The sequence below is a fragment of the Xylanibacter ruminicola 23 genome (assembly GCF_000025925.1).
GTDB lineage: Bacteria > Bacteroidota > Bacteroidia > Bacteroidales > Bacteroidaceae > Prevotella > Prevotella ruminicola.
Map to the genome: position 1 here is coordinate 1,415,400 of NC_014033.1, position 21,786 is coordinate 1,437,185.

Genomic DNA, 21,786 nt, shown 5'->3' on the forward strand with positions numbered 1-21,786 from the left:
AATTATTAATAATGTTGTTTCTATTTCAATTTTTGAATTTTGCAATTCTTACATTTTACTCTGCGTGGTGCTCTTTGTGGGCAAGCCCGATAAACACCGCACTAAGCATGGTAAATACATAAGCCTGAACAAAAGCTACCAGCAACTCGAGTGCATTCATAAACAGAAGCATGATGATGCTGAAAGCATTCAGTCCGAGACCGAATCCTACACCCATCGACCAACCGAGGAAAATCACACAGGTAAACGAAAGAATTACTGCGTGACCAGCCATCATGTTGGCAAAAAGACGGATCATCAGCGCAAAAGGCTTGGTGAACACGCCGAACAACTCGATGAGTGGCATTACCGGAGCGGGATAGGCCTTGAGGAACAGAGGTACCTCGGGCCAGAAAATCTCCTTCCAGTACTCCTTATTGGCAAACAGGTTAATGGCCAACATGGTGCACACCGCCAGGAAGAAGGTGATGTTAATGTTGCCAGTAACATTGGCGCCGCCTGGGAATACAGGTATCAATCCGATGAGATTACAGGTAAGGATAAAGAAGAACACCGTGAGCAGGTAAGGGGCATACGGCTTGTAGTGCTTCTCACCTATCGACGACTTGATGAGGTCGTCATGAATCGTCATCACGATCATCTCCATGGCTCCTACAAATCCCTTCGGAGCCTCGCTCTTCGCATCGTGGTTCTTATACCAGCGGGCACAACTCAGGAAAACAGTAATCAGCACTACCACCACAATCCATATCTGCAGCACACTCTTGGTGATGCTCAGGTCGAGGGGGCGTACCTCTTCGCCTCCCACACGCTCATATATCTTGCCGTGATGTTCCTCGCTGAAGAAGAACTGATCGGGCAGACTGTGAGCGGTGCAGAAGAACCACTTTTGTCCTGGATTATCGCTCGCACTACGAAGGATGATTGGCAGCGGAATGCTGATATGACTACCCTGATAGCTGGCGATATGCCATTCGTAAGAGTCGGCCAGGTGCTCGAGTACAATCTCGGGGATGTCGAGCTCCTCACCTTCTCCACCCTCGTTAGCCAGGGCAGGCACAGGCAGCAGGGCTACCATCATCAGGAGGATTATCGTTCTAATTGTTTTCATTACTACTTATCTATTATTAATTCTGGCGAAGAAGATGGAATGGTGCGCAAGCATAGCAAAATAGAATGCTATAAACACCATGAAGAAACGAAGCATAGAGTCCTGAGTATCAACCAGATAATAGACAAACATAACCGCCAGCGCCAACAGCATACGGAAGCCTGACACCGCCGTAAAGAAGGTAGGCAGACTATCGGCTGAACGCTGGGCTACACGGCGCCATATCAGGGCAATACTCACGCATACTACAAGCGAGAATGCCACGCTGACGATGACGGGTGTTAGCAAGTCGAGATACTTTACCTGCATCACCAGGAAAGCGATGAGTGCCAGGGCTACTGTTACCATCAGTCCCTGTCGGATGTAGGCTACGCTCAACTTCTGGATATCCATTGTCATACGATTAACTCAAAATTACTTCAGTTCTACACAAAGACTTACCACATTCTTCTGCACCTCCACGAAACCACCTTGTATCTCCAGCTGGGCTTTACCCTCGGCTGTGGTGTACTCCACGGTGCCGCACTGGAGGGTAGAGATGATTGGCGCATGATCCTGCAGTATCTCGAACTGGCCCATTGTGCCAGGCACGAGAACGCTCTCAACCGCACCACAGAACTCTATCTTTTCGGGAGAAACAATCTTAAGCTGCAACATAAACTTTAATGTTTAATCTTTAATGTTTAATGTTACGCTTTAGCAGCTTCCAGCAGTTTCTTGGCTTTCTCCTTGGCATCCTCGATAGTACCAACATTCAGGAATGCCTGCTCAGGCAGATCGTCGACCTCGCCATCGAGAATAGCATTGAAGCCCTTGATAGTCTCTTCGATAGGTACCATTACACCAGGCAGACCGGTGAACTGTGATGCTACCGAGAATGGCTGCGACAGGAAACGCTGTACACGACGTGCACGGTTCACAGTCAGCTTATCCTCGTCAGAAAGCTCATCCATACCCAGAATAGCAATAATATCCTGAAGTTCCTTATAGCGCTGCAGAATCTCCTTGACACGCTGGGCACAATCGTAGTGAGCCTTACCTACAATCAGTGGATCGAGGATACGTGATGTAGAACCCAGAGGATCAACAGCGGGATAGATACCCAGCTCGGCAATCTTACGATCAAGCACGGTAGTAGCATCCAGGTGTGTAAACGTGGTTGCTGGTGCAGGGTCGGTCAAGTCGTCGGCAGGTACATATACAGCCTGTACTGAGGTGATAGAACCTGTCTTGGTAGAAGTGATTCGCTCCTGCATCGATCCCATCTCAGATGCCAGTGTGGGCTGATAACCTACAGCTGATGGCATACGTCCCAGCAGAGCTGATACCTCTGAACCTGCCTGGGTGAAACGGAAGATATTATCGATGAAGAACAGGATATCGGCAGCACCGCCATCCTTACCGCCACCATCACGGAATCCCTCGGCAACAGTCAGACCAGAGAGGGCTACCGAAGCACGTGCGCCAGGGGGCTCGTTCATCTGTCCGTAAACCAGTGTGGCCTGCGATTTCTTCAACTCCTCAGGGTCAACAAGACTCAAATCCCACTTACCCTGATCCATAGCCTCGCGGAACTTCTCGCCGTAGCGGATTACACCACTCTCAATCATCTCGCGGATCAGGTCGTTACCCTCACGGGTACGCTCACCTACGCCTGCGAATACCGAGAATCCGTTGTGACCTTTGGCAATGTTGTTAATCAACTCCATAATCAGTACCGTTTTACCTACACCGGCACCACCAAACAGTCCGATCTTACCACCCTTCATGTAAGGCTCCAGCAGGTCGATAACCTTAATACCTGTAGCCAGAATCTCTTTCTTGGTTGATAATTCTTCGAATGTTGGAGCCTCGCGGTGGATAGGATAAGCGCCTTCCATATCGAGCTGTTTCATACCGTCGATAGGCTGACCGATAACGTTCAGCATTCGACCCTTAATCTGATCGCCTGCAGGCATCACGATAGGTGAGCCCAGGGGGATAGCCTCAAGTCCACGATGCAGTCCGTCGGTATTGTCCATAGCCACGCAGCGCACCGTATCCTCGCCGATGTGCTGCTGCACCTCGACAATCAGGTCGCGCCCGTCGCCACGATCAATCTTCAGAGCATCGTAAATCTTTGGCAACACCTTTTCGGCATCCTGGCCCTCGGTATCGAAATATACGTCGATAACAGGGCCGATAATCTGCGAAATGTGTCCAGTAATTTGTGACATACGCTGTTTTATTTTTTAAGTTACTATAGATTTATATTTTCGTTATAATGCTTGCAAAGGTAAGTATTATTATCCGAACAAACGAACTTTTACACGACAAAATTCCCAAATTCACCATTTTTGGCGACTTTTCAATGTCGCAAAGCGATGTTATAGTTCAGATATTTAGGATTTCCGGTCACATCCTCGAGCACTTTTACGAACGGGGGGAAGTTAACGGTTTCCTGTTCCGAAATACCTTTGGTTTCCATCATCACCAGATTGCTGACAGGGTCCTGGAAGGTGTCGATCTGGAAGAACTGACCTTTCCAGATAAAGCTCTGACGCTTTTTGTGGATGGTTACGCGGTAAGGATCGGCCTGCTGCAGCATCTGCTCGTACAGGTTGTTGTCAACCTGACGCTCGGTCTCAATCACTTCGGTTTCGCTGATGCGTTTCTTCGAGCGGTGAACATTCACCACCTTACCCCCACTCCACTCGCGGCGGCGCAGGCGCACCTCGCTACCAGGCTCAGCTACCAGATAGGTCTGGGTAATCAAGCTCTCGGAGCACTCGGGAATCTCACCGATAATCTCTACGCGGAAGATACGCTCCTCCTGCACAGGCTGTGGCAAGCCTACAACCTTTGAAATCTCGGTAAGCACACGCTTAATCTTATTATCGAAATCGTCGTGATTGTTAATTACACGCAGATGGGGATGACCGGTCCAAGCCTCGATCACCTTCTTATCCAGCTCGCGGGCAATACGCAATCCTTCTTCGTTGGCCTGCTCGTAACGCGTGGCGTTGGTGGCAGTAGTATAATACTGCTCGGCGCCATCGGCTGCACTCACCAGGTGCAGCACGGCATCGTAACTCTCGCGCAAAGCCTCTGAATTGGTACCAGCCATGTGGGTAATCTCCTCCCACTCCTCGGGTTTGATATAGGCCGAAATGTCCATCGCGCCTCTATCACATACCACCAGCACGGGATCTTCACAAACCTCGGCCAACTTCATAAACTGGTTTTCGAGTGCCAACTGGGTCTCCAGAATGGCACGTTCGCCTTGATAGTACAACTTACGGTTAGGCGTCAGGTAGTTCCAGCCTGCGGTGCTATAGATAGTAGGCACCTCGGGCACGTTGAACACCTTGTAACCAAACCCTGAGAAATACTCGGTAATCTTTACCAACGCGGTAGTCTTACCAGCACAAGGTCCTCCTGTCAGAACTATTTTCTTTATATCTGGCATTTAATGTTTAATCTTTTAATCGTTTCTTTAGTACGCTTGGCATCGCCAAGAATGTTTAATATCAAATGCTGAGCTCGTCGAGTACCTTAATCAGTCGCTTGTCGAAACGCTTATCAGTACGGATGCACTCGCTGAAAGGTACATAAACCACCTCGTTATTGCGGATACCAACCATCACGTTGCGCTGTCCCTGTTTGATGGCTTCGATAGCACCAACACCTGTGGTAGCAGCCAGAATGCGGTCGCGCGCTGATGGTGTACCACCACGCTGCAGATGGCCCAGGATAGACACACGTACATCAAACTCAGGGAACTCCTTTTTTACACGGTCGGCATAGTACAGAGCGCCACACTTAGGACTCTCCGACACAATCACGATACACGACTTCTTTGATTTACGGATACCACGACTCATGAACTGTGCCAGCTGGTCGACATCGGTACTCTCCTCGGGTACGATAGCAGCCTCAGCACCACATGCAATGGCCGAGTTCTGTGCCAGGAATCCGGCATCACGCCCCATCACCTCGACAAAGAAGATACGCTCATGCGAGTTGGCTGTATCACGGATACGATCGACACACTCCATGATGGTATTCATGGTTGTATCATAACCGATAGTAGAATCGGTGCCATACAAATCGTTATCAATCGTACCAGGCAGACCGATTACAGGGAAATCGAACTCCATACCGAAGTTACGGGCACCAGTAAGCGATCCGTTACCACCGATAACTACCAGCGCATCAATCTCTTCCTTTACACAAGTCTCGTAAGCCTTCTGCATGCCCTCGGGAGTTGGGAACTCCTTTGAGCGGGCAGTCTTCAGGATAGTACCGCCACGTGTCACAATTCCACTTACATTTTCGGTGGTAAACTCCTGAACCTCATCATGAATCAGTCCTTCGTAACCACGATATATACCTTTAATCCTAAAACCGTTGTAGATACCGGCACGTGTCACAGCACGTATAGCGGCATTCATTCCTGGTGCATCGCCTCCCGACGTCAGGATACCAATTGTCTTAATCTTTGTCATATTACTATTATAATTGTTTAGTTATACATAATTCAACTCAATCCAAAGCACAGCCAAGCCTACCAGCATACCTGCCAGCACCTTCAACGTCAGGTTCTTCAGATACCAGCTTAAGCGCATGTGCTCCATCTTCATCAGGGCCAGTCCGCTAACCGAACCAACGCTAAGCAGACAGCCACCTACGGCGGTACAGAAAGCGATAATCTTCCAGTAGGCACCATTGATAACAAAATTCTCGTCGTACGAACCAACAAGTGCAGCATCGGCTATCTGATAAAGTGAGATATCGCTCATGGCGATGGTGAAAGAATCAACGATACCGCTGAGGAAGCCAGATACGATACCGAGTACCCATACGCTGTGAACGGTATCATCTATCCACTCGGCCACATCGCCAAACACGCCTGTTTCGGTTACTACACCCATCGCCAGCATGATACCCATCACAAACAGTATCTGCTGCAACGAGCCGTACTGCACCGAACGTGGTGTCAGGCGCTGCATCATTTGGTCGGCGCTGTTCAGCTTGCGGTTCATCACCTCGTTTACCACCCATAATATGCTGAGTACACACAGGGCACCAAGGAATGGCGACAGTTTGGTGATGGTATGGAATGTTGGGATAAACCACAAACCACCGATACCAACAAACAGCATTACCACACGCTGCCAAGGCAACAGATTGGTATCGTCGCCACGGAACGGCATTGGCGCCCACTGGGTATCCAGGCGTTCAGGCAGTTCGCGGTTAATCAGTATGGTAGGTACTATCCAAGCCAAAAGGGCTGGCAGAGCCAGATACGACGAATAGTTGGTGGCTGTGATAGCCTCGTCGCCCCACAGCACCAGCGTGGTAGGATCGCCAATCACCGTCAGGCATCCACCACAGTTGGCAGCTATCACAATGGCAGCACCAATCAGCATACGCTGGCGACGGTTCTGCACGATGCTATGCATAATAACCAGCATCATGGTAGCTGTAGTAAGGTTGTCGAGATTAGCCGACAGGATGAAAGTGGCCAGTGTGATGGTCCACAACAGGCGCTTCGAGTTACGGGTTCTGATCCACTTGGTAACAAAGTCGAAGCAACCGTTGTTATGCAGAATCTCTACAATACTCATGGTAGCCAGCAGGAACATCACAATGCTGGCAGCCCGACCCACATAATAAAGAAATACATTATTATATATATAGTACTTAACGGCCTCGCTCGACGGCAAGCTTCCCGCTAAGAACTCCCAGTAATCCTGGGCATGGCGCTGCATCACGAAATCGGTGCCGTAGCAGATGTATACCACCCACCCCACGGTGCCGATAAAGATGGCAATAGCCGATTTGTTTACTCCCGTTGTGTGACCAGTGGCAATCACAACGTACCCTAACAAAAGTAATATGACGATGATTAGTGTCATTTCCCTATGCCTCCTAGTTTAATATCTCAGTTGGCGTCCAATACCAGAAGATAGTGCCTCTGCCGTCTTCTGTGTTATCGCGCGCACCTATTTTTCCATTGCATCGGTCGATAATGGCCTTACAAACACTCAGTCCCAGTCCTGGATTATCCTGATTCTCGTCGTGGGTATATGTATTCTTGTCGGCCAACAGTCCGAATATATTCTGTTTCAGTTTCTCGGGCAGCCCCTCACCCATATCCTTTACCTCTACATACATACCTCCTTCTTTCAGGTAGTAAGTCAGGGTTATCTTACCCTCAGTAGTATGCTGCATGGCATTCTCAAGCAGGTGCATGGTTACAATTCGCATCAGCTTCTTATCTACCAGCGCACGCAAGCCGTCGATAGGTTCAACCACCTCAAGGGTTACGCCCTCTTTCAGCTGCATACGAATCTCTGAGGCATACTGCCCCATTTCGTAATCCACATCGGTAACCTCGCGCTTAAACAGCTGAGTATCACCCTCAACCTCGCTTAACGATAACAGTTCATTAATCAGGTGCAGCAGTTCCAGTCCGTTCTTATTAATCAACTGCAACAGATTGGCACGCTCCTCGGGTGGCAAAGCACTATCATCCATCGTCATCAGCAGATCCGAGAATCCGATGATGGCATTCAGCGGTGTACGGAGCGAGTGACTCATATTACCCAGGAAGATATCCTTCAGTTCTTCGCTCTTTCGGGCTGCTTCGGCAGCTTCGCGGGCTTTTGCCTCGTTCTGACTGGCTACCATCGCATTATGTTCAGCCTCCTTGGCGTTGCGCCTTGCCACATCGGCAATACGCTGTGCCTCAGCCTCGCTGGCCCTGGCCTTTTCGGCATTAGCATTAGCAATAGCCTCGTTCTCCCTAGCCTTCTCGGCATTGGCACGTGCCACCTCCTCACTCTGGTGTGCCTTTTCCTCGCTGGCTTTAGCTTTCTCCTCGTTTTCACGGGCTGTATCCAGCGCCTTCTTCAGCTGGCGCGTGTTGTGCATCTGGTTTAATATCACAGCCAGCAGCGCCACAATCACAAACGCCACAATGGCCATATATACCCATCGCGGTATGATGATGCCATTGAATGTCGAAGCCACGTGGCCATACACATCGTCCATCAGGCCCTCTTCCTCCATCTTATCCAATTCCTTGTCGATGGCATCAATCAGCTTTTTGTTGCTGCTTGCGTAGCAGTATTCGCGTGGTGTCAGCGTCAGTTCTTCCTGCTCCAGATTCCGCAGTTTATACTTGCCAATCAGATACTTAGCCTGATAACGATAGCACACCACCGCATCGTATTTACCTGCCGACAGTTCCTTCATCGCCTTGGTCAGGTCATCTACTATCACCAGTCGTGCACCAATCTTCTGCAGCGTGTCGCGTACGGGCCTACTGGCCATCAGCGCCACCTCCACATTGTGCATGTCGCGCAGTCCGTAGTTCCTCTTGGTACCCTTACGAGTTACCAACTGGTAGTACAGTCTGATCACGGCACGCGAGTAATTGGTAACATCCTTGCGATAAGGCGAATAAACCATCATACCCAGATCAACCTTACCACCTAAGATATCGTTAGCAATAGCTCCCCATTTGTTAGGTGCAAACTTAAACGGGATGTTCATTCGCTTCATCAGAATCTTCGAGAATTCCACATCGGCGCCACTAGGTTTTCCTTTTTCATCCACATACTCTAATGGCGGATAGTCCTGATCGATTCCGATAACCAATGGTTTAGAATCAGAATAGCCGAGATTGTTAGCATTTACCTTGAGGGCAAACGTTATTATTAGTAGAATGTTAATCAGTCTCAGCTCCATAAATTATCAACCTCAAGCTTTATGCTTGATGGGTACAAAAGTAGAAAAAAAACTTTAAACCTCCAAACTTTTTCTTGAAAAAGTAGCAAATTAGAGGTAGAAATGCGGCAAATTAAAGTCCACGTGCCTTCCAAATGCGGTCTTTGGCGGCATTTATCTCCTGGAATTTCTTCTCGGCAGCCTTTCGTACATCCTCGCCCAGAGCAGCCACCTTGTCAGGATGGTGCTGCAAAGCCTGCTTGCGATAGGCCTTCTTCACCTCGTCGTCGCTGGCATCCGGACTCACACCCAGCACCTTATAGGCATCTTCAAGACTACCACCCTCCAGATGCAGCATCGAGTCGACCTCGTTAGCATGCAATCCCATCCACTGGGCACACTCTTTCAGGGCTGTAATCTCACTCTGGGGCACACTGCCATCGGCCTTAGCCACCATCACCAGATAGTTAAGCAGTTGCAAACGCTGCGAGTAGTCCATCTGTCGGCTTATCTGTGCACAGCAGTCGCATACCGTTTGCTTGAACTGCTGCCAGCCTTCGCGTTTCTGTTCCTCAAAAAGTCGGTTTAATATCTCGTTGCCCTGTTGTACGGCAGCGTTACCAAAGTTCTGGCGCAACATCTGTCGAACCAGTTCCATCTCGGAATGCATGGCCTTACCATCGGCCTTGATGATATACGACGACAACACCAGGAGCGAGAACATAAAACTGTTACGCTGCCCTTGCAGCTGTTGCCGTTGGTAAGCCTGCTGGTAGCTCTCGTTATACGATTGCCAGGTACCAGAGTTCTCGGGGGTATTCACCCCATTCAACATAGTATCAAATAGCGAGCCAAGCAGATAGCCAGCCAGCGCACCAAGAGGTCCACCGGCCATCCAGCCGGCAAATCCGCCAATCCATTTTCCTGCAGCCATATTATTTTACATATTTTGCAGTTCGGTATAAATGCGCTGAACGGGCAGGCCCATCACATTATAATAACTGCCGTTAAGTCCTGTAACACCTATGTAGCCAATCCATTCCTGAATGCCGTAGGCACCAGCCTTATCAAAAGGACGATAGTGGCTCACGTAGTGCTGTATCTCGTCATCTGTAAGCTGTTTAAAGGTTACATCGGTAGTAACCGAAAACGAACGCAGACTGGTAGCGGTGAGCAGCGAAACACCTGTAGTAACCTGATGGGTACGACCACTAATTTCGCGGAGCATACGTACGGCATCGGCCGCATCGTAAGGTTTACCCAAGATATCGTCACCTACTATCACCACCGTGTCGGCAGTAATAATCAGCTCGTCTTTTTGGAGTGTTGGTTTGTAAGCAGCAGCCTTCTTTTCAGCAATATACTGTGCCACCTGGGCTGCAGGCAAAGTTTCGGGGTACGACTCGTCGATACCATCAATCACACGCACCTCGAAATCCAATCCCAACCCCGCCAACAATTCTTTTCTACGAGGCGAATTACTCGCAAGAATATATTTGTATTTATCCATTGCCAATATTTAATGTTTAATCATTAATGTTTAATGTTTAATGTTTAATCACCACCCGAATGCTTTGGCATTCATCACCCATTTGCCCTGGGCACGTAATACCTGTTCGATCACATCGCGACCACAACCATAGCCACCATCACGATCAGAAACATACACACTTACCTCACGAATCTCAGCACATGCATCTTTGGGACATACGGGGCAACCTACCCTACGCATTATCTCCAAGTCGGGGATATCATCACCCATGTACATCACCTCCTCGTCGGTATAGCCATAAATAGCCAAGAACTCATCATAGGTTGCAATCTTAACGGCACAACCCAGGTAAATATCCTCAACACCAAGACCCTCGTAGCGTACACGCAGACTATCTACCCTTGCACCCGAAAGGATGGCAATACGCAAGCCTAACTTCATGGCCAACTGGATGGCATAACCATCCTTGATATTCACCGTACGCAGCGGTGTACCATCAGCACTCAGATTAATCGTCTCGGCACTCAGCACGCCATCAATATCAAAGATGATGGCCTTGATTTTATTTAAATCGTAATTAATCACGTTAAAGATTAAACATTAAAAATTAAACATTAAACATTCTTTGCAAGCAAAGCGAACAAGTTCGAGCGAAACATTAGAATTTGTTCAAGTGAACGTTTTCCCACTTCAGTTTCTCTTCGTCCTGAGGCTTGCGCTCATCGGTCCAATGACCTATGGCAAGAATGCACAAGCAATTGTAGTTATCGGGAATACCCAGCACACCACGAATCACCTCGTCGGCTGTGGTACCGTCGCTCAGTCCGCGACCTCGCATCTGAATCCAGCAAGAGCCCAAGCCTAACTCTTCGGCCTGATACTGCATAGAGATAGTGGCTATCGAGCCATCCTCTACCCAACAGTCGTTCTGCATGGGATCGCCTAATACGGCAATAGCCACAGGGGCATCCTTCAGGAACTGCGAACCCATATTCTTGGCATCGGCCAACTTCTCGAGATCCATCTTATCATCTACAACCACGAACTGCCAGGCACGCTGACTCTTTGACGTGGGCGACATCAACGCTGCACGCAGAATAAGCTTCAAATGTTCGGGATCAACCTCCTTATCAGAGAACTTGCGATGGCTGCGGCGCAACTGCGCCAAATCTTTAAAACTTGTCATATCCTACCTAATTTTTGTGCAAAGATAGTGATATTTTGGCACGAATTACGCGAATTAACGCGAAAAAAGATTTTAAAACTAAAAAATTCGTGAAATTCGTGCAATTCGTGCCTAAAAATATCTATCTTTGCAGTATGAGCCAACTGATTACTACCATATACACCAAATCCAAAGGCATGCCAACATTGCGCCAGGGTAGCTATTTCCACAGTCAGGAACTGATGGAAGTATGCGAGGCCGCCCCGCGCCAGCGCCCTTATATGGTAGTCATTCACAATGAAACAGGTCGCGAACTGTGCCACATGCTGGGCATTGTGAGATACCGCACTCTGATACTGCCGCCATTCCTGCTGATACATTGCCGGATATTAGGCGAAGGTGTGTATGATGAAGACTGCGGCTACAAAAAAGACGAGCTGTTCGACCGGATGCTAAGTGCGCTCACCCACAAACTTAACAAACGCGTACTGTTTATGGAGATGAGTAACCTGAGCACCAAGATGTTTGGCTATAAGGTTTTGCGCGAGAACGGCTACTACCCTGTAAACTGGATGTCGATACACAACTCGTTGCATCGCCACGCACCCGAAGAACGAATCACTCCCAAACTGCAGAAACGAATCGACCACGCCCACGAACGAGGTGCAAAAACCGAGATAGTCAGCAACGAGCACGACTTTAAGGCTTTCTCGAAACTACTACGCAAGCACCATATTCTGAAGCCCAAACGCTATATCCCCGATGACATTTTCTTCCGTGAGCTGATGGAGGGCCAGAACGGCAACCTGTTTATTACCAAGTATCACGAAAAAGTGATTGCCTGTGCCGCCTGCGTATATAGTCAGGGCGATGCCTACCTATGGTATTCGGCCTTCAGGCGCAAAACATTCCATGCCCTACACCCCGACACCATTGTGGTGTGGGATGTGATGAAGCACGCCTACAACGAGGGCTATCAACATATGCGATTCATGGATGTGGGACTGCCTTTCCACAAAAATCCTTACCGCGAATTCATATTACGTTTCGGCGGCAAGGAGCAAAGCACCTACCGATGGTTCCGTTTCTCCATCAGATGGGTGAATAAACTTTTGGCTTGGATCTATCGCGAGTAATCAATAATCGCCACCTTCTTTTGTCATATCACCATCACCAGTACCATCGATTATATCCTTAATCTCATCATCGTTGGCTTTCATGTTGATTTTTTGGTCGGACGGCATTTCGGGATACTCCATAGCGGCATCCACATCAACCATACCAGCACTATTAATCGAGTCGATTGCTGCCGAATCAGTCACCAATGGATGATATTCGACTTCCTCCTCAACATACTTCTGCGACTGAGATCGACCACGACAAGCCGACAGCAGCAATATACCAACCGCAACATACAATAGTTTTTTACTCATACTTGCATCTATAATCATTATATTCTATCTACCTGTTTAACGCCCTTAACGGTACGCAGTTTCTTAATCAGCGCCTCCAGGCGTGAAGTATCTTCAAGCATCACCACGATATTACCGCTAAACAAACCGTCGTGACTATCAATATTGATACTACGCAGCACCAGTTTCTCTTCCTTCGAGATAATGCTGGTAAGATTATTCACGATACCGATATCGTCGTTACCAATCACACGCAGGGCGATGCTATATTGCGACGAACCCTTACCACTCCACTTGGCCTTAACAATACGATACCCGAATCGGCGGCGCAACTCGGGGGCATTCGGACAATCGCAACGGTGAATCTTGATACCGCCATTAACGGTAACAAAGCCAAACACATCGTCGCCATAGATAGGCGAACAGCATTTTGCCAGCTGGTAATCCAAACCTTTCAGGTTGCGGTCTATCACCAGCACGTCATCGTTCACCTGCTGGTTCAAACCCGCAATCTTCGACTCATCAAGTTCGAATTCCGAAGCCGAACGCGCTTGATTATCTCCTGTAACAACAGCTTCTTTCCCTCTGAGTTCCAAGAACTTATCAAGCACATCGTTTGTATCCAGCACACCATCGGCAATGGCCTTATAAAAGTCGCTTACCTCCTTGTAACCCATCTTACGGATTACGTTAAACATGATGCTGTCGTCCTGTTCAATCTTACGGTTGCGGAACTTACGCTCCAGCATCTCCTTGGCAAACAGTCCGTCCTTAACCTGGGTTTCCTTCAGCGCCAAACGTATCTTGGATTTGGCACGCGAGGTCTTCACAATATTCAGCCACTCCTGTCGGGGTTTCTGGTTAGTCGATGTCAGGATTTCAACCTGGTCGCCACTCTTCAGTTCGTAGCGTATCGGCACCACTTTTCCACTAATGCGGCCACCCGTACACTGGTTGCCCAGTTTCGAGTGGATATGGTAAGCAAAGTCAAGTACCGTAGCACCTGCGGGAAACTTCCACAAATCGCCAGCAGGTGTAAACACAAACACCTCGTCTTCGTACAGTTCCATCTTAAACTGGTCCATAGCATCCAGTCCGTCGGCATGCTCCAGCATCGTACGGATATTCGTCAGCCACTCGTCCAGCCCCGTCTCGCCCTTCACGCCTTTATAGCGCCAGTGGGCAGCTACACCGCGCTCGGCAATCTCGTCCATACGTTCGGTACGTATCTGTACCTCAACCCACTTCTGCTCTGGGCCCAGCACCGTGATGTGCAGACTCTCGTAGCCATTCGATTTGGGTACCGACAGCCAGTCGCGCAGTCGTTTAGGGTTAGGCTGATACATATCGGTAATAATCGAGTAAGCCTGCCAGCATTGCATTTTCTCCTGCTCCAGCGGACAATCGATAATGATACGGATGGCAAACAAATCATACACACCCTCAAACGGGCACTTCTGCTTCTGCATCTTCTGCCAGATAGAGTGGATTGATTTGGTACGCCCCTTGATATGGCAACGGATACCCGCCTCCATCATCTTCTGTTCAACAGGCTTAATAAACCTATCTATATAAGCGTCGCGTGCCGCCTTGGTAGCACTCAGTTTTTCGCGAATATGGTAATAGGCATCATGCTCCATATACTTCAGCGACAGGTCCTCCAGTTCGCTCTTCAGCTTATAGAGTCCTAACTTATGCGCCAACGGGGCATACAGATAAGCAGCCTCTTGCGATACCTCCAGCTTGGCCTCTACGTTCTCTGTATCGCGAATCTGTCGCATCAGGTTCACGCGATTGGCAATCATTATCAGTATCACACGCATATCCTCGGCAAACGAGAGCAGCAGATTTCTGAAGTTCTCACTCTCAACCGCAGGGTTTTTATCATACAACTGCTGTATACGGTTCAAACCATGCAATATGCGCGCCACCGATGCGCCGTATTTCTGCTCTACCTCATCCAGCGCAATGTTGCCCTCCTCTATATCAGGTATCAGCTGTACAGCCTCTATCGCATCGCCTTTCAAACCGATTTCCTCAGTCAGGATCTCGGCCGTCTGCGATGCCATTCGTTTTCTTTCCTCGTATGTAAATGCGAATTTTTCCGCCATAATTTCTAAATTTTGCCACAAAGATACATTTTTCTTTCAATTAATTAGCATTTTTCGAAAAAAATGGTTACTTTTGCCGTAGTTTATTGACTAAATACCATTTTTATTATGTTAGAGGAGAAAGACTTGAAGCAGATTGCTCAAAAAGGTATCACCAAGGAGCAGATCGAAAATCAATTGAACGAGTTTAAGACAGGTTTCCCATTCCTGAAGCTGGAGGCAGCAGCAGGTATCGGTAACGGTATTATTGCTCCCGACGCAGCCGAGCGCCAGAAGCTGGTTGCCGCATGGAACGAGTACAAGGCAGCAGGCAAGCGCGTGGTAAAGTTTGTGCCCGCCAGTGGTGCCGCCAGTCGTATGTTCAAAAACATGTTTGCTTTTGTTGACGCCGACTACGATGTGCCCACTACCGACTTTGAGAAGAAATACTTCGACCAGATAGAAAACTTTGCCTTCTACGAGGCACTCGACGCTGTTTGCCTGAAGAACGAGGGCAAAGGCATCAAGGCCCTGATGGCCGAGGGCAACTATAAGGCTGTAGCAGCCAACATGCTGAAAGCCGAGGGACTGAACTACGGTCAGCTGCCAAAGGGCCTGCTGCTGTTCCATAAGTACCCCGAGGGTGCACGCACACCAATGGAGGAGCATTTGGTAGAGGGTGCCCTTTATGCTGCATCTAATGGCGAGGCTCACGTACACTTCACCGTCAGTCACGAGCACATGGAGCTGTTCAAGGCAAAGGTAGCCGAGAAGGCCGACTTCTTTGCACAGAAATACGGCATCAAGTACGATATCAGCTTCTCTGAGCAGAAGCCATCTACCGATACCGTAGCCGCTAACCCCGATAACACCCCATTCCGCAACGAGGATGGCAGTCTGCTGTTCCGTCCAGGCGGTCACGGTGCCCTCATCGAGAATCTCAACGAGATCGAGGCCGACGTTATCTTCATTAAGAATATCGACAACGTAGTACCCGACCGTTTGAAGCCCGAGACTGTAGAGTGGAAGCAGGTACTGGCAGGCGTATTGGTAACCCTTCAGAAGCAGGCCTTCGAGTACCTCAAGGTTCTGGATGCAGGTGCCAGCGAGGCCCAGCTGCAGGAGATTGCCCAGTTTGTAGCCAACAACCTGTGTACCGATGCCAAGAATAATAAGGTAGATGCCGCTTATCTGCGTGGCAAGCTCAATCGCCCCATGCGTGTGTGCGGTGTAGTTAAGAATGTAGGCGAGCCTGGTGGCGGCCCATTCCTTACCTACAACCAGGATGGCACCGTTAGCCTGCAGATTTTGGAGAGCAGTCAGATTGATACCAACAACGAGGCCTACATGAAGATGTTTACCCAGGGCACCCACTTCAACCCAGTTGATCTGGTTTGCGCCGTTAAGGACTATCAGGGCCGTCCATTCAACCTGCCCGAGTTTGTTGATAAAACCACAGGTTTCATCTCATCTAAGTCAAAGGCTGGTAAAGAGCTCAAGGCTCTCGAGTTGCCAGGTTTGTGGAATGGTGCCATGAGCAACTGGAGCACCGTATTTGTCGAGGTTCCCCTGGGCACCTTCAATCCTGTTAAGACCGTTAACGACCTGCTGCGCGAACAGCATCAGTAAACAATATCGTAAAATAAAAATAACAAATCCCCGTTCTCATTCAAGTGAACGGGGATTATTGTTTTATACTTCAAGAAGAACATAGTCATACTTGCTCAAAAAACTGTACATTCTTACGAAATATACCAGCAGAACAAAAAGCATCGTTTTTTTACGCCCTAGTTATGCAAAAAAAATTTCCTAGTTAACCAGCAAGTTTTTCATGGGTTGAGAGTAAAAAAAATCATCCCCACTAAAAATAAGCGGGGATGATTTTTTGTTTACTTTATTGGAACAGCATCTCGTCGATGGCCTTGATGCCCTTGTCGGTACAGAGCCCTCGGAGGGATACGAAGACCAGATTGCGGAAGATGTCCTCGATGGAATATTGGCGATACAGCTCTTTCTGCATGATATACTCGCCCATGGCATCGAACTGCAACACAGCCATCTGATAGTTGAGGTCGGCGCGGAAGTAACCCTCTTCTACCCCACGCTGAATAAAACCATAACTGCTATCACGCATAAGATTGTTCTGCTCGTCGAGGAACTTCTTGACCTGAGGATAGCGAATCATCTCGGTAAAGAACAGGGGATTGGTTTCCTTAAAGTTGCTCACCTTCATGTGATATACCTCGAGCAGTATCTCCATCACATTTGAGCAATGGCTCACAGCCTGCTCCATGCGATCCATACGCTGCTTGAAGTGCTTTACAACCACCTCGAAGAGCAAATCCTCTTTTTTGTCGTATAATTCGTAGATAGTACGTTTTGAAATACCCATGGTTTGCGCCACATCATCCATCCTCACGGAATTGATGCCTCGCTCGGTAAAAAGTTGCAAAGCAACATCGGGAATTCGCTCCTTTAAATTTAATTTGTAGTCCGAAATGTCTTTTATTTCTTGCATAATCTTACAATTTGGTGGCAAAGTTACAAAAAAATCTAAAAACTAAAATGTTTTTCAATAGTTTTTTGTATTTTTGCGGTCGTATTTCAGAATAATAACATTATTAATAATACACTTTATGGTAAAGATATCTAAAGAAGCCGCACTCATATACCACGAGAGCGGACGACCGGGCAAAATCGAAGTAAAGCCTACAAAGGCTTATCGTACACAAACAGACTTAAGCTTAGCCTACTCTCCAGGAGTAGCATATCCTTGTCTGGAAATTCAGGAGAACCCCGACGATGCTTACAAGTACACCGATAAGGGTAATCTGGTAGCAGTTATCTCGAACGGTACAGCTGTACTGGGACTGGGCGACATTGGTGCCCTGAGCGGTAAGCCTGTAATGGAAGGTAAGGGACTGCTGTTTAAGATTTATGGTGGTATCGACGTTTTCGATATCGAGGTAGCCGAGAAGGATCCTGAGAAGTTCTGCGAGGCTGTAGAGCGTATCGCCCCCCACCTTTGGCGGTATCAATCTGGAAGATATCAAAGCCCCTGAGTGTTTCTATATCGAAGACCGACTGAAGAAGACTCTGGATATCCCCGTGATGCACGACGACCAGCACGGTACTGCCATTATCAGCGCTGCCGGACTGAAGAACGCCATGGAGGTAATCGGCAAGGATATTACCAAGGTTAAGATTGTGGTTAACGGTGCCGGCGCTGCTGCCATCAGCTGTACCAAGCTGTATATGGCTATCGGTGCCAAGAAGGAGAACATCGTGATGCTGGACTCGAAGGGCGTGATCTCGAAGGAGCGTACCGACCTGAACGAGCAGAAGAAATTCTTTGCTACCGACCGTACCGATATTCACACCCTGGCCGAGGCTGTTAAGGATGCCGACGTTTTTGTAGGACTGTCGAAGGGTAATGTACTCTCGAAGGATATGGTTAAGTCGATGGCTAAGGACCCCGTGATTTTTGCGCTGGCTAACCCTGTGCCCGAGATCAGCTACGAGGATGCCATGGAGGCACGTCCCGACGTACTGATGTCGACCGGACGTACCGACTATCCTAACCAGATTAACAACGTAATCGGATTCCCCTACATTTTCCGTGGTGCACTTGACGTTCATGCCAAGGCTATCAACGAGGAGATGAAGCTGGCTGCCGTACACGCTATTGCCGACCTGGCCAAGCAGCCTGTACCTGATGTGGTGAACGATGTATATAAGGTGAACAACCTGACTTTCGGACGCAACTACTTTATCCCAAAGCCTGTTGACCCACGACTGATTACCGAGGTATCGTCGGCTGTTGCCAAGGCTGCCATCGAGAGTGGCGTGGCCCGCAAGGAGATTAAGGACTGGGACGAGTACAAGCGCTCGCTCTCGGTACTGCTGGGTCAGGAGACCAAGCTTACCCAGAAGCTTTACGCTACTGCAGCTGCTCACCCACAGCGCGTGGTATTTGCCGAGGCTGTACACCCCACTATGCTGAAGGCGGCTGTACAGGCTAAGGCTGAGGGTATCTGCTACCCCATCCTGCTGGGTAACGACGAGGTGATTACCAAACTGGCTGCATCGCTGGACCTGAACCTGGATGGTATTGAAATTGTGAACCTGCGCCACCCCAACGAGCAGGAGCGCCGCGAGCGCTATGCCCGCATACTGGCCGAGAAGCGCCAGCGCGAGGGTTACACCTTCCAGGAGGCTAACGACAAGATGTTTGAGCGTAACTACTTTGGTATGATGATGGTTGAGACTGGCGAGGCTGATGCCTTTATCACCGGACTGTACACCAAGTACTCGAATACTGTTAAGGTGGTAAAAGAGGTGATTGGTATCCGACCCGAGTACAAGCACTTCGGTACCATGCACATCATCAACTCGCCAAAGGGTACTTATTATATTGCCGACACGATGGTGAACGAGAACCCCGACCGCGAGGCATTGCTGGATATCTCGAAGCTGATTTCGACTGCCGTACGCTTCTTTAACGAGAAGCCTGTGATCGCCATGGTATCGCACTCTAACTTTGGTAGCAGCACCAGCGATGGCGCCCTGAAGGTGAAGGACACCGTAGCTAAGATGCACGAGCTGTATCCCGATCTGCCTATCGACGGTGAGATGCTGCTGAGCTTTGCACTCGACAACGAGCTGCGCGACCAGGAGTATCCATTCACCAAGCTGAAGGGACAGAAGGTTAACACGCTGGTATTCCCCAACCTGACATCGGCACGCTCATCGTACAAGATGCTGCAGATGCTTGGCAGCGACGCCGAAATCATCGGCCCAATCCAGATGGGACTGAACAAACCTATCCACTTTATCGACTTTGGTGCCAGTGTACGAGATGTCGTAAATATCGTGGCTGTAGCGACAATTGATGCGTATGTTGACAAAATTAAGAGCAAATTGTCAGCAATAGGCAAATAATCGCTTACACATTATTATATTATATAGGCCTCTTTTTTGTGCTCGAACACAAATAAGAGGCTATTTTTTGCCATTTTGAATTGACTTAAATCAATAATCTTTCAAAATGAAAGTATTTTTGAGAAAAAAGTGATAAAAAGTTTGTTATTTCAGAAAAAAGCTGTAATTTTGCAACCAGAATTAAAAAATTAAATCACAAACAAACAACAACTAAAAAAAGGTATTAAGATTATGAATGCAGCAAAAGTTGTAGAAGATCTGAAGCAGAGATTTCCCAATGAGCCTGAGTACATTCAGGCAGTAAGTCAGGTACTCCCCACTATCGAGGAAGAGTACAACAAGCACCCCGAGTTCGAGAAGGCTAACCTCATCGAGCGTCTGTGTATCCCCGATCGCGTATGTGAGTTCCGTATCACATGGGTTGACGACCAGGGTAAGGTTCAGACAAACATGGGTTACCGTATCCAGCATAACAACGCTATTGGCCCTTACAAAGGCGGTCTGCGTTATCACAAGAGTGTAAACCTGGGTATTCTGAAGTTCCTTGCTTTCGAGCAGACTTTCAAGAACTCACTCACAACCCTGCCTATGGGTGGTGCTAAGGGAGGTTCAGACTTCTCGCCACGTGGCAAGAGCGACGCTGAGGTTATGCGTTTCTGCCAGGCATTCATGAACGAGCTTTACCGCGTTATCGGTCCTGACGAGGACGTACCTGCTGGTGATATCGGCGTAGGTGGTCGTGAGGTTGGTTACCTGTTCGGACAGTACAAGAAGCTCACACACCAGTTCCAGGGTGTATTGACCGGTAAGGGTCTCTCATTCGGTGGTTCACTCATCCGTCCTGAGGCTACTGGTTACGGTACAGTTTACTTCCTGACCTCAATGCTGGCTACTCGCGGTATCGAGCTGAAGGGTAAGAAGGTGCTGATTTCTGGTTCGGGTAACGTTGCTCAGTATGCTGCTGAGAAGTGCCTGCAGCTTGGCGCTATCCCCATGACCCTCTCTGACTCAGACGGTTACATCTACGATCCAGACGGAATCGACTTCGACAAGCTGGCTTATGTTAAGGAGCTGAAGAACGTTGAGCGCGGACGTATTAAGGAATATGCTGAGGAGTATCCTAACGCTGTATATCACGCTGGTGAGCGTCCTTGGCACGAGAAGGCTGATATCGCTCTGCCTTGCGCTACACAGAACGAGATCAACGGCGAGCAGGCTCAGGCTCTCGTAGACAATGGTGTTATCGCTGTTGCTGAGGGTGCTAACATGCCTTCACTCCCCGAGGCTATCAAGATCTTCCAGGATAACAAGCTGTTGTATGCTCCTGGTAAGGCTTCGAACGCTGGTGGTGTATCAGTATCAGGTCTTGAGATGAGTCAGAACTCTGAGCGTCTGAGCTGGACTGCTAAGGAGGTTGACGACTATCTGAAGCGCATCATGAACGACATTCACGAGAACTGCGTGAAGTACGGTACACAGGCTGATGGTTACATCAACTATGTAAAGGGTGCTAACGTAGCCGGCTTCATGAAGGTTGCAAGCGCCATGATGGCTCAGGGCATTGTATAAATGCACCGTAATAACCTTGGAATTTGTTTAAATTTCAATATAAATCGCCATTAACTTGTAAATAGTTAGTAAAAGTAAAGTATAAAAGGTTAAAACTGGAATGGGAGGGGCCAGCTCGTGAGAGTTGGCTCTTCTTTTTGTTAATAATTCATAAATCTTTAAATTATCAACCGTCTAAAACGAGCTATCTCGCTAAAAATCAGTACCTTTGCACCCGATTTTCGCCCCATAGGGGCAATAGGTGTAGGAACAGGCGCCCGCTCCTATCAATATTAACCCTTTAAAATATG

Annotated in this window: 18 protein-coding genes and 1 pseudogene; 4 read left to right on the forward strand and 15 right to left on the reverse strand. The window is 48.5% G+C overall.

Annotation, left to right across the window (positions count from 1 at the left end; all coding sequences use genetic code 11):
• Positions 1-55: 55 nt before the first annotated feature.
• From atpB to PRU_RS06280, 12 genes are all read right to left on the reverse strand, one after another.
• Positions 56-1,111 carry a F0F1 ATP synthase subunit A gene (gene atpB, locus PRU_RS06225; RefSeq protein WP_033150092.1) on the reverse strand — a complete coding sequence of 352 codons (1,056 nt, stop codon included), beginning with the start codon at positions 1,109-1,111 and terminating at the stop codon, positions 56-58.
• Between the two features lie 6 nt (positions 1,112-1,117).
• A complete protein-coding gene (locus tag PRU_RS06230) occupies positions 1,118-1,510 on the reverse strand; it encodes a hypothetical protein (protein ID WP_013063652.1) in 393 nt (130 codons plus the stop codon).
• A gap of 15 nt (positions 1,511-1,525) precedes the next feature.
• The gene (atpC, locus tag PRU_RS06235; protein ID WP_013063897.1) at positions 1,526-1,768 is read right to left on the reverse strand and encodes an ATP synthase F1 subunit epsilon; all 243 of its coding nucleotides are present in this window, start codon (positions 1,766-1,768) and stop codon (positions 1,526-1,528) included.
• Positions 1,769-1,800: 32 nt separating this feature from the next.
• Positions 1,801-3,327 (reverse strand): F0F1 ATP synthase subunit beta, encoded by a 1,527-nt coding sequence (gene atpD / locus PRU_RS06240; protein WP_013063092.1) that lies wholly within the window; start codon positions 3,325-3,327, stop codon positions 1,801-1,803.
• A gap of 131 nt (positions 3,328-3,458) precedes the next feature.
• Entirely contained in the window at positions 3,459-4,559 is a 1,101-nt protein-coding gene (locus PRU_RS06245; protein ID WP_033150090.1) for an AAA family ATPase, read from the reverse strand.
• Positions 4,560-4,620: 61 nt separating this feature from the next.
• Positions 4,621-5,598: a 6-phosphofructokinase gene (gene pfkA / locus PRU_RS06250; RefSeq protein WP_013064537.1), complete on the reverse strand. Its 978-nt coding sequence runs from the start codon at positions 5,596-5,598 to the stop codon at positions 4,621-4,623.
• Between the two features lie 21 nt (positions 5,599-5,619).
• Positions 5,620-7,011, reverse strand: coding sequence for an SLC13 family permease (locus PRU_RS06255; protein ID WP_013065361.1), 1,392 nt, complete (start codon positions 7,009-7,011; stop codon positions 5,620-5,622).
• 13 nt (positions 7,012-7,024) lie between these two features.
• Positions 7,025-8,848, reverse strand: coding sequence for a transporter substrate-binding domain-containing protein (locus PRU_RS06260; RefSeq protein WP_013063454.1), 1,824 nt, complete (start codon positions 8,846-8,848; stop codon positions 7,025-7,027).
• 112 nt (positions 8,849-8,960) lie between these two features.
• Positions 8,961-9,761 (reverse strand): DnaJ domain-containing protein, encoded by an 801-nt coding sequence (locus PRU_RS06265; protein ID WP_013064275.1) that lies wholly within the window; start codon positions 9,759-9,761, stop codon positions 8,961-8,963.
• 6 nt (positions 9,762-9,767) lie between these two features.
• Positions 9,768-10,337, reverse strand: a complete 570-nt coding sequence (locus PRU_RS06270) for a Maf-like protein (protein ID WP_041385833.1) — start codon at positions 10,335-10,337, stop codon at positions 9,768-9,770.
• A gap of 48 nt (positions 10,338-10,385) precedes the next feature.
• Complete coding sequence (locus tag PRU_RS06275) at positions 10,386-10,904, reverse strand: KdsC family phosphatase (RefSeq protein ID WP_013063720.1); 519 nt, start codon at positions 10,902-10,904, stop codon at positions 10,386-10,388.
• A gap of 73 nt (positions 10,905-10,977) precedes the next feature.
• A complete protein-coding gene (locus PRU_RS06280; RefSeq protein WP_013064502.1) occupies positions 10,978-11,505 on the reverse strand; it encodes a nitroreductase family protein in 528 nt (175 codons plus the stop codon).
• Positions 11,506-11,639: 134 nt separating this feature from the next.
• Between PRU_RS06280 and PRU_RS06285 the strand changes: the two genes are divergently transcribed.
• Complete coding sequence (locus PRU_RS06285) at positions 11,640-12,620, forward strand: GNAT family N-acetyltransferase (protein ID WP_041385834.1); 981 nt, start codon at positions 11,640-11,642, stop codon at positions 12,618-12,620.
• Here the strand turns inward: PRU_RS06285 and PRU_RS06290 are convergent, their stop codons facing one another.
• Both PRU_RS06290 and PRU_RS06295 read right to left on the reverse strand, forming a co-directional pair.
• Positions 12,621-12,917 carry a hypothetical protein gene (locus PRU_RS06290; RefSeq protein WP_013065404.1) on the reverse strand — a complete coding sequence of 99 codons (297 nt, stop codon included), beginning with the start codon at positions 12,915-12,917 and terminating at the stop codon, positions 12,621-12,623.
• Between the two features lie 17 nt (positions 12,918-12,934).
• Positions 12,935-15,007: a RelA/SpoT family protein gene (locus PRU_RS06295; protein WP_013064455.1), complete on the reverse strand. Its 2,073-nt coding sequence runs from the start codon at positions 15,005-15,007 to the stop codon at positions 12,935-12,937.
• A 108-nt stretch (positions 15,008-15,115) separates the two neighbouring features.
• On the opposite strand from PRU_RS06295, the gene PRU_RS06300 reads away from it, so the two are divergent.
• A complete protein-coding gene (locus PRU_RS06300) occupies positions 15,116-16,615 on the forward strand; it encodes a DUF4301 family protein (protein WP_033150082.1) in 1,500 nt (499 codons plus the stop codon).
• 265 nt (positions 16,616-16,880) lie between these two features.
• On the opposite strand, the gene PRU_RS06305 is transcribed toward PRU_RS06300, so the two are convergent.
• Positions 16,881-17,504 (reverse strand): TetR/AcrR family transcriptional regulator, encoded by a 624-nt coding sequence (locus tag PRU_RS06305; protein ID WP_013063633.1) that lies wholly within the window; start codon positions 17,502-17,504, stop codon positions 16,881-16,883.
• A gap of 118 nt (positions 17,505-17,622) precedes the next feature.
• Between PRU_RS06305 and PRU_RS06310 the strand changes: the two are divergent.
• Together PRU_RS06310 and PRU_RS06315 are read left to right on the forward strand one after the other, a co-directional pair.
• A pseudogene (locus PRU_RS06310) lies at positions 17,623-19,927 on the forward strand (NADP-dependent malic enzyme).
• Between the two features lie 231 nt (positions 19,928-20,158).
• The gene (locus tag PRU_RS06315) at positions 20,159-21,496 is read left to right on the forward strand and encodes an NADP-specific glutamate dehydrogenase (RefSeq protein ID WP_013064508.1); all 1,338 of its coding nucleotides are present in this window, start codon (positions 20,159-20,161) and stop codon (positions 21,494-21,496) included.
• Positions 21,497-21,786: the final 290 nt, after the last annotated feature.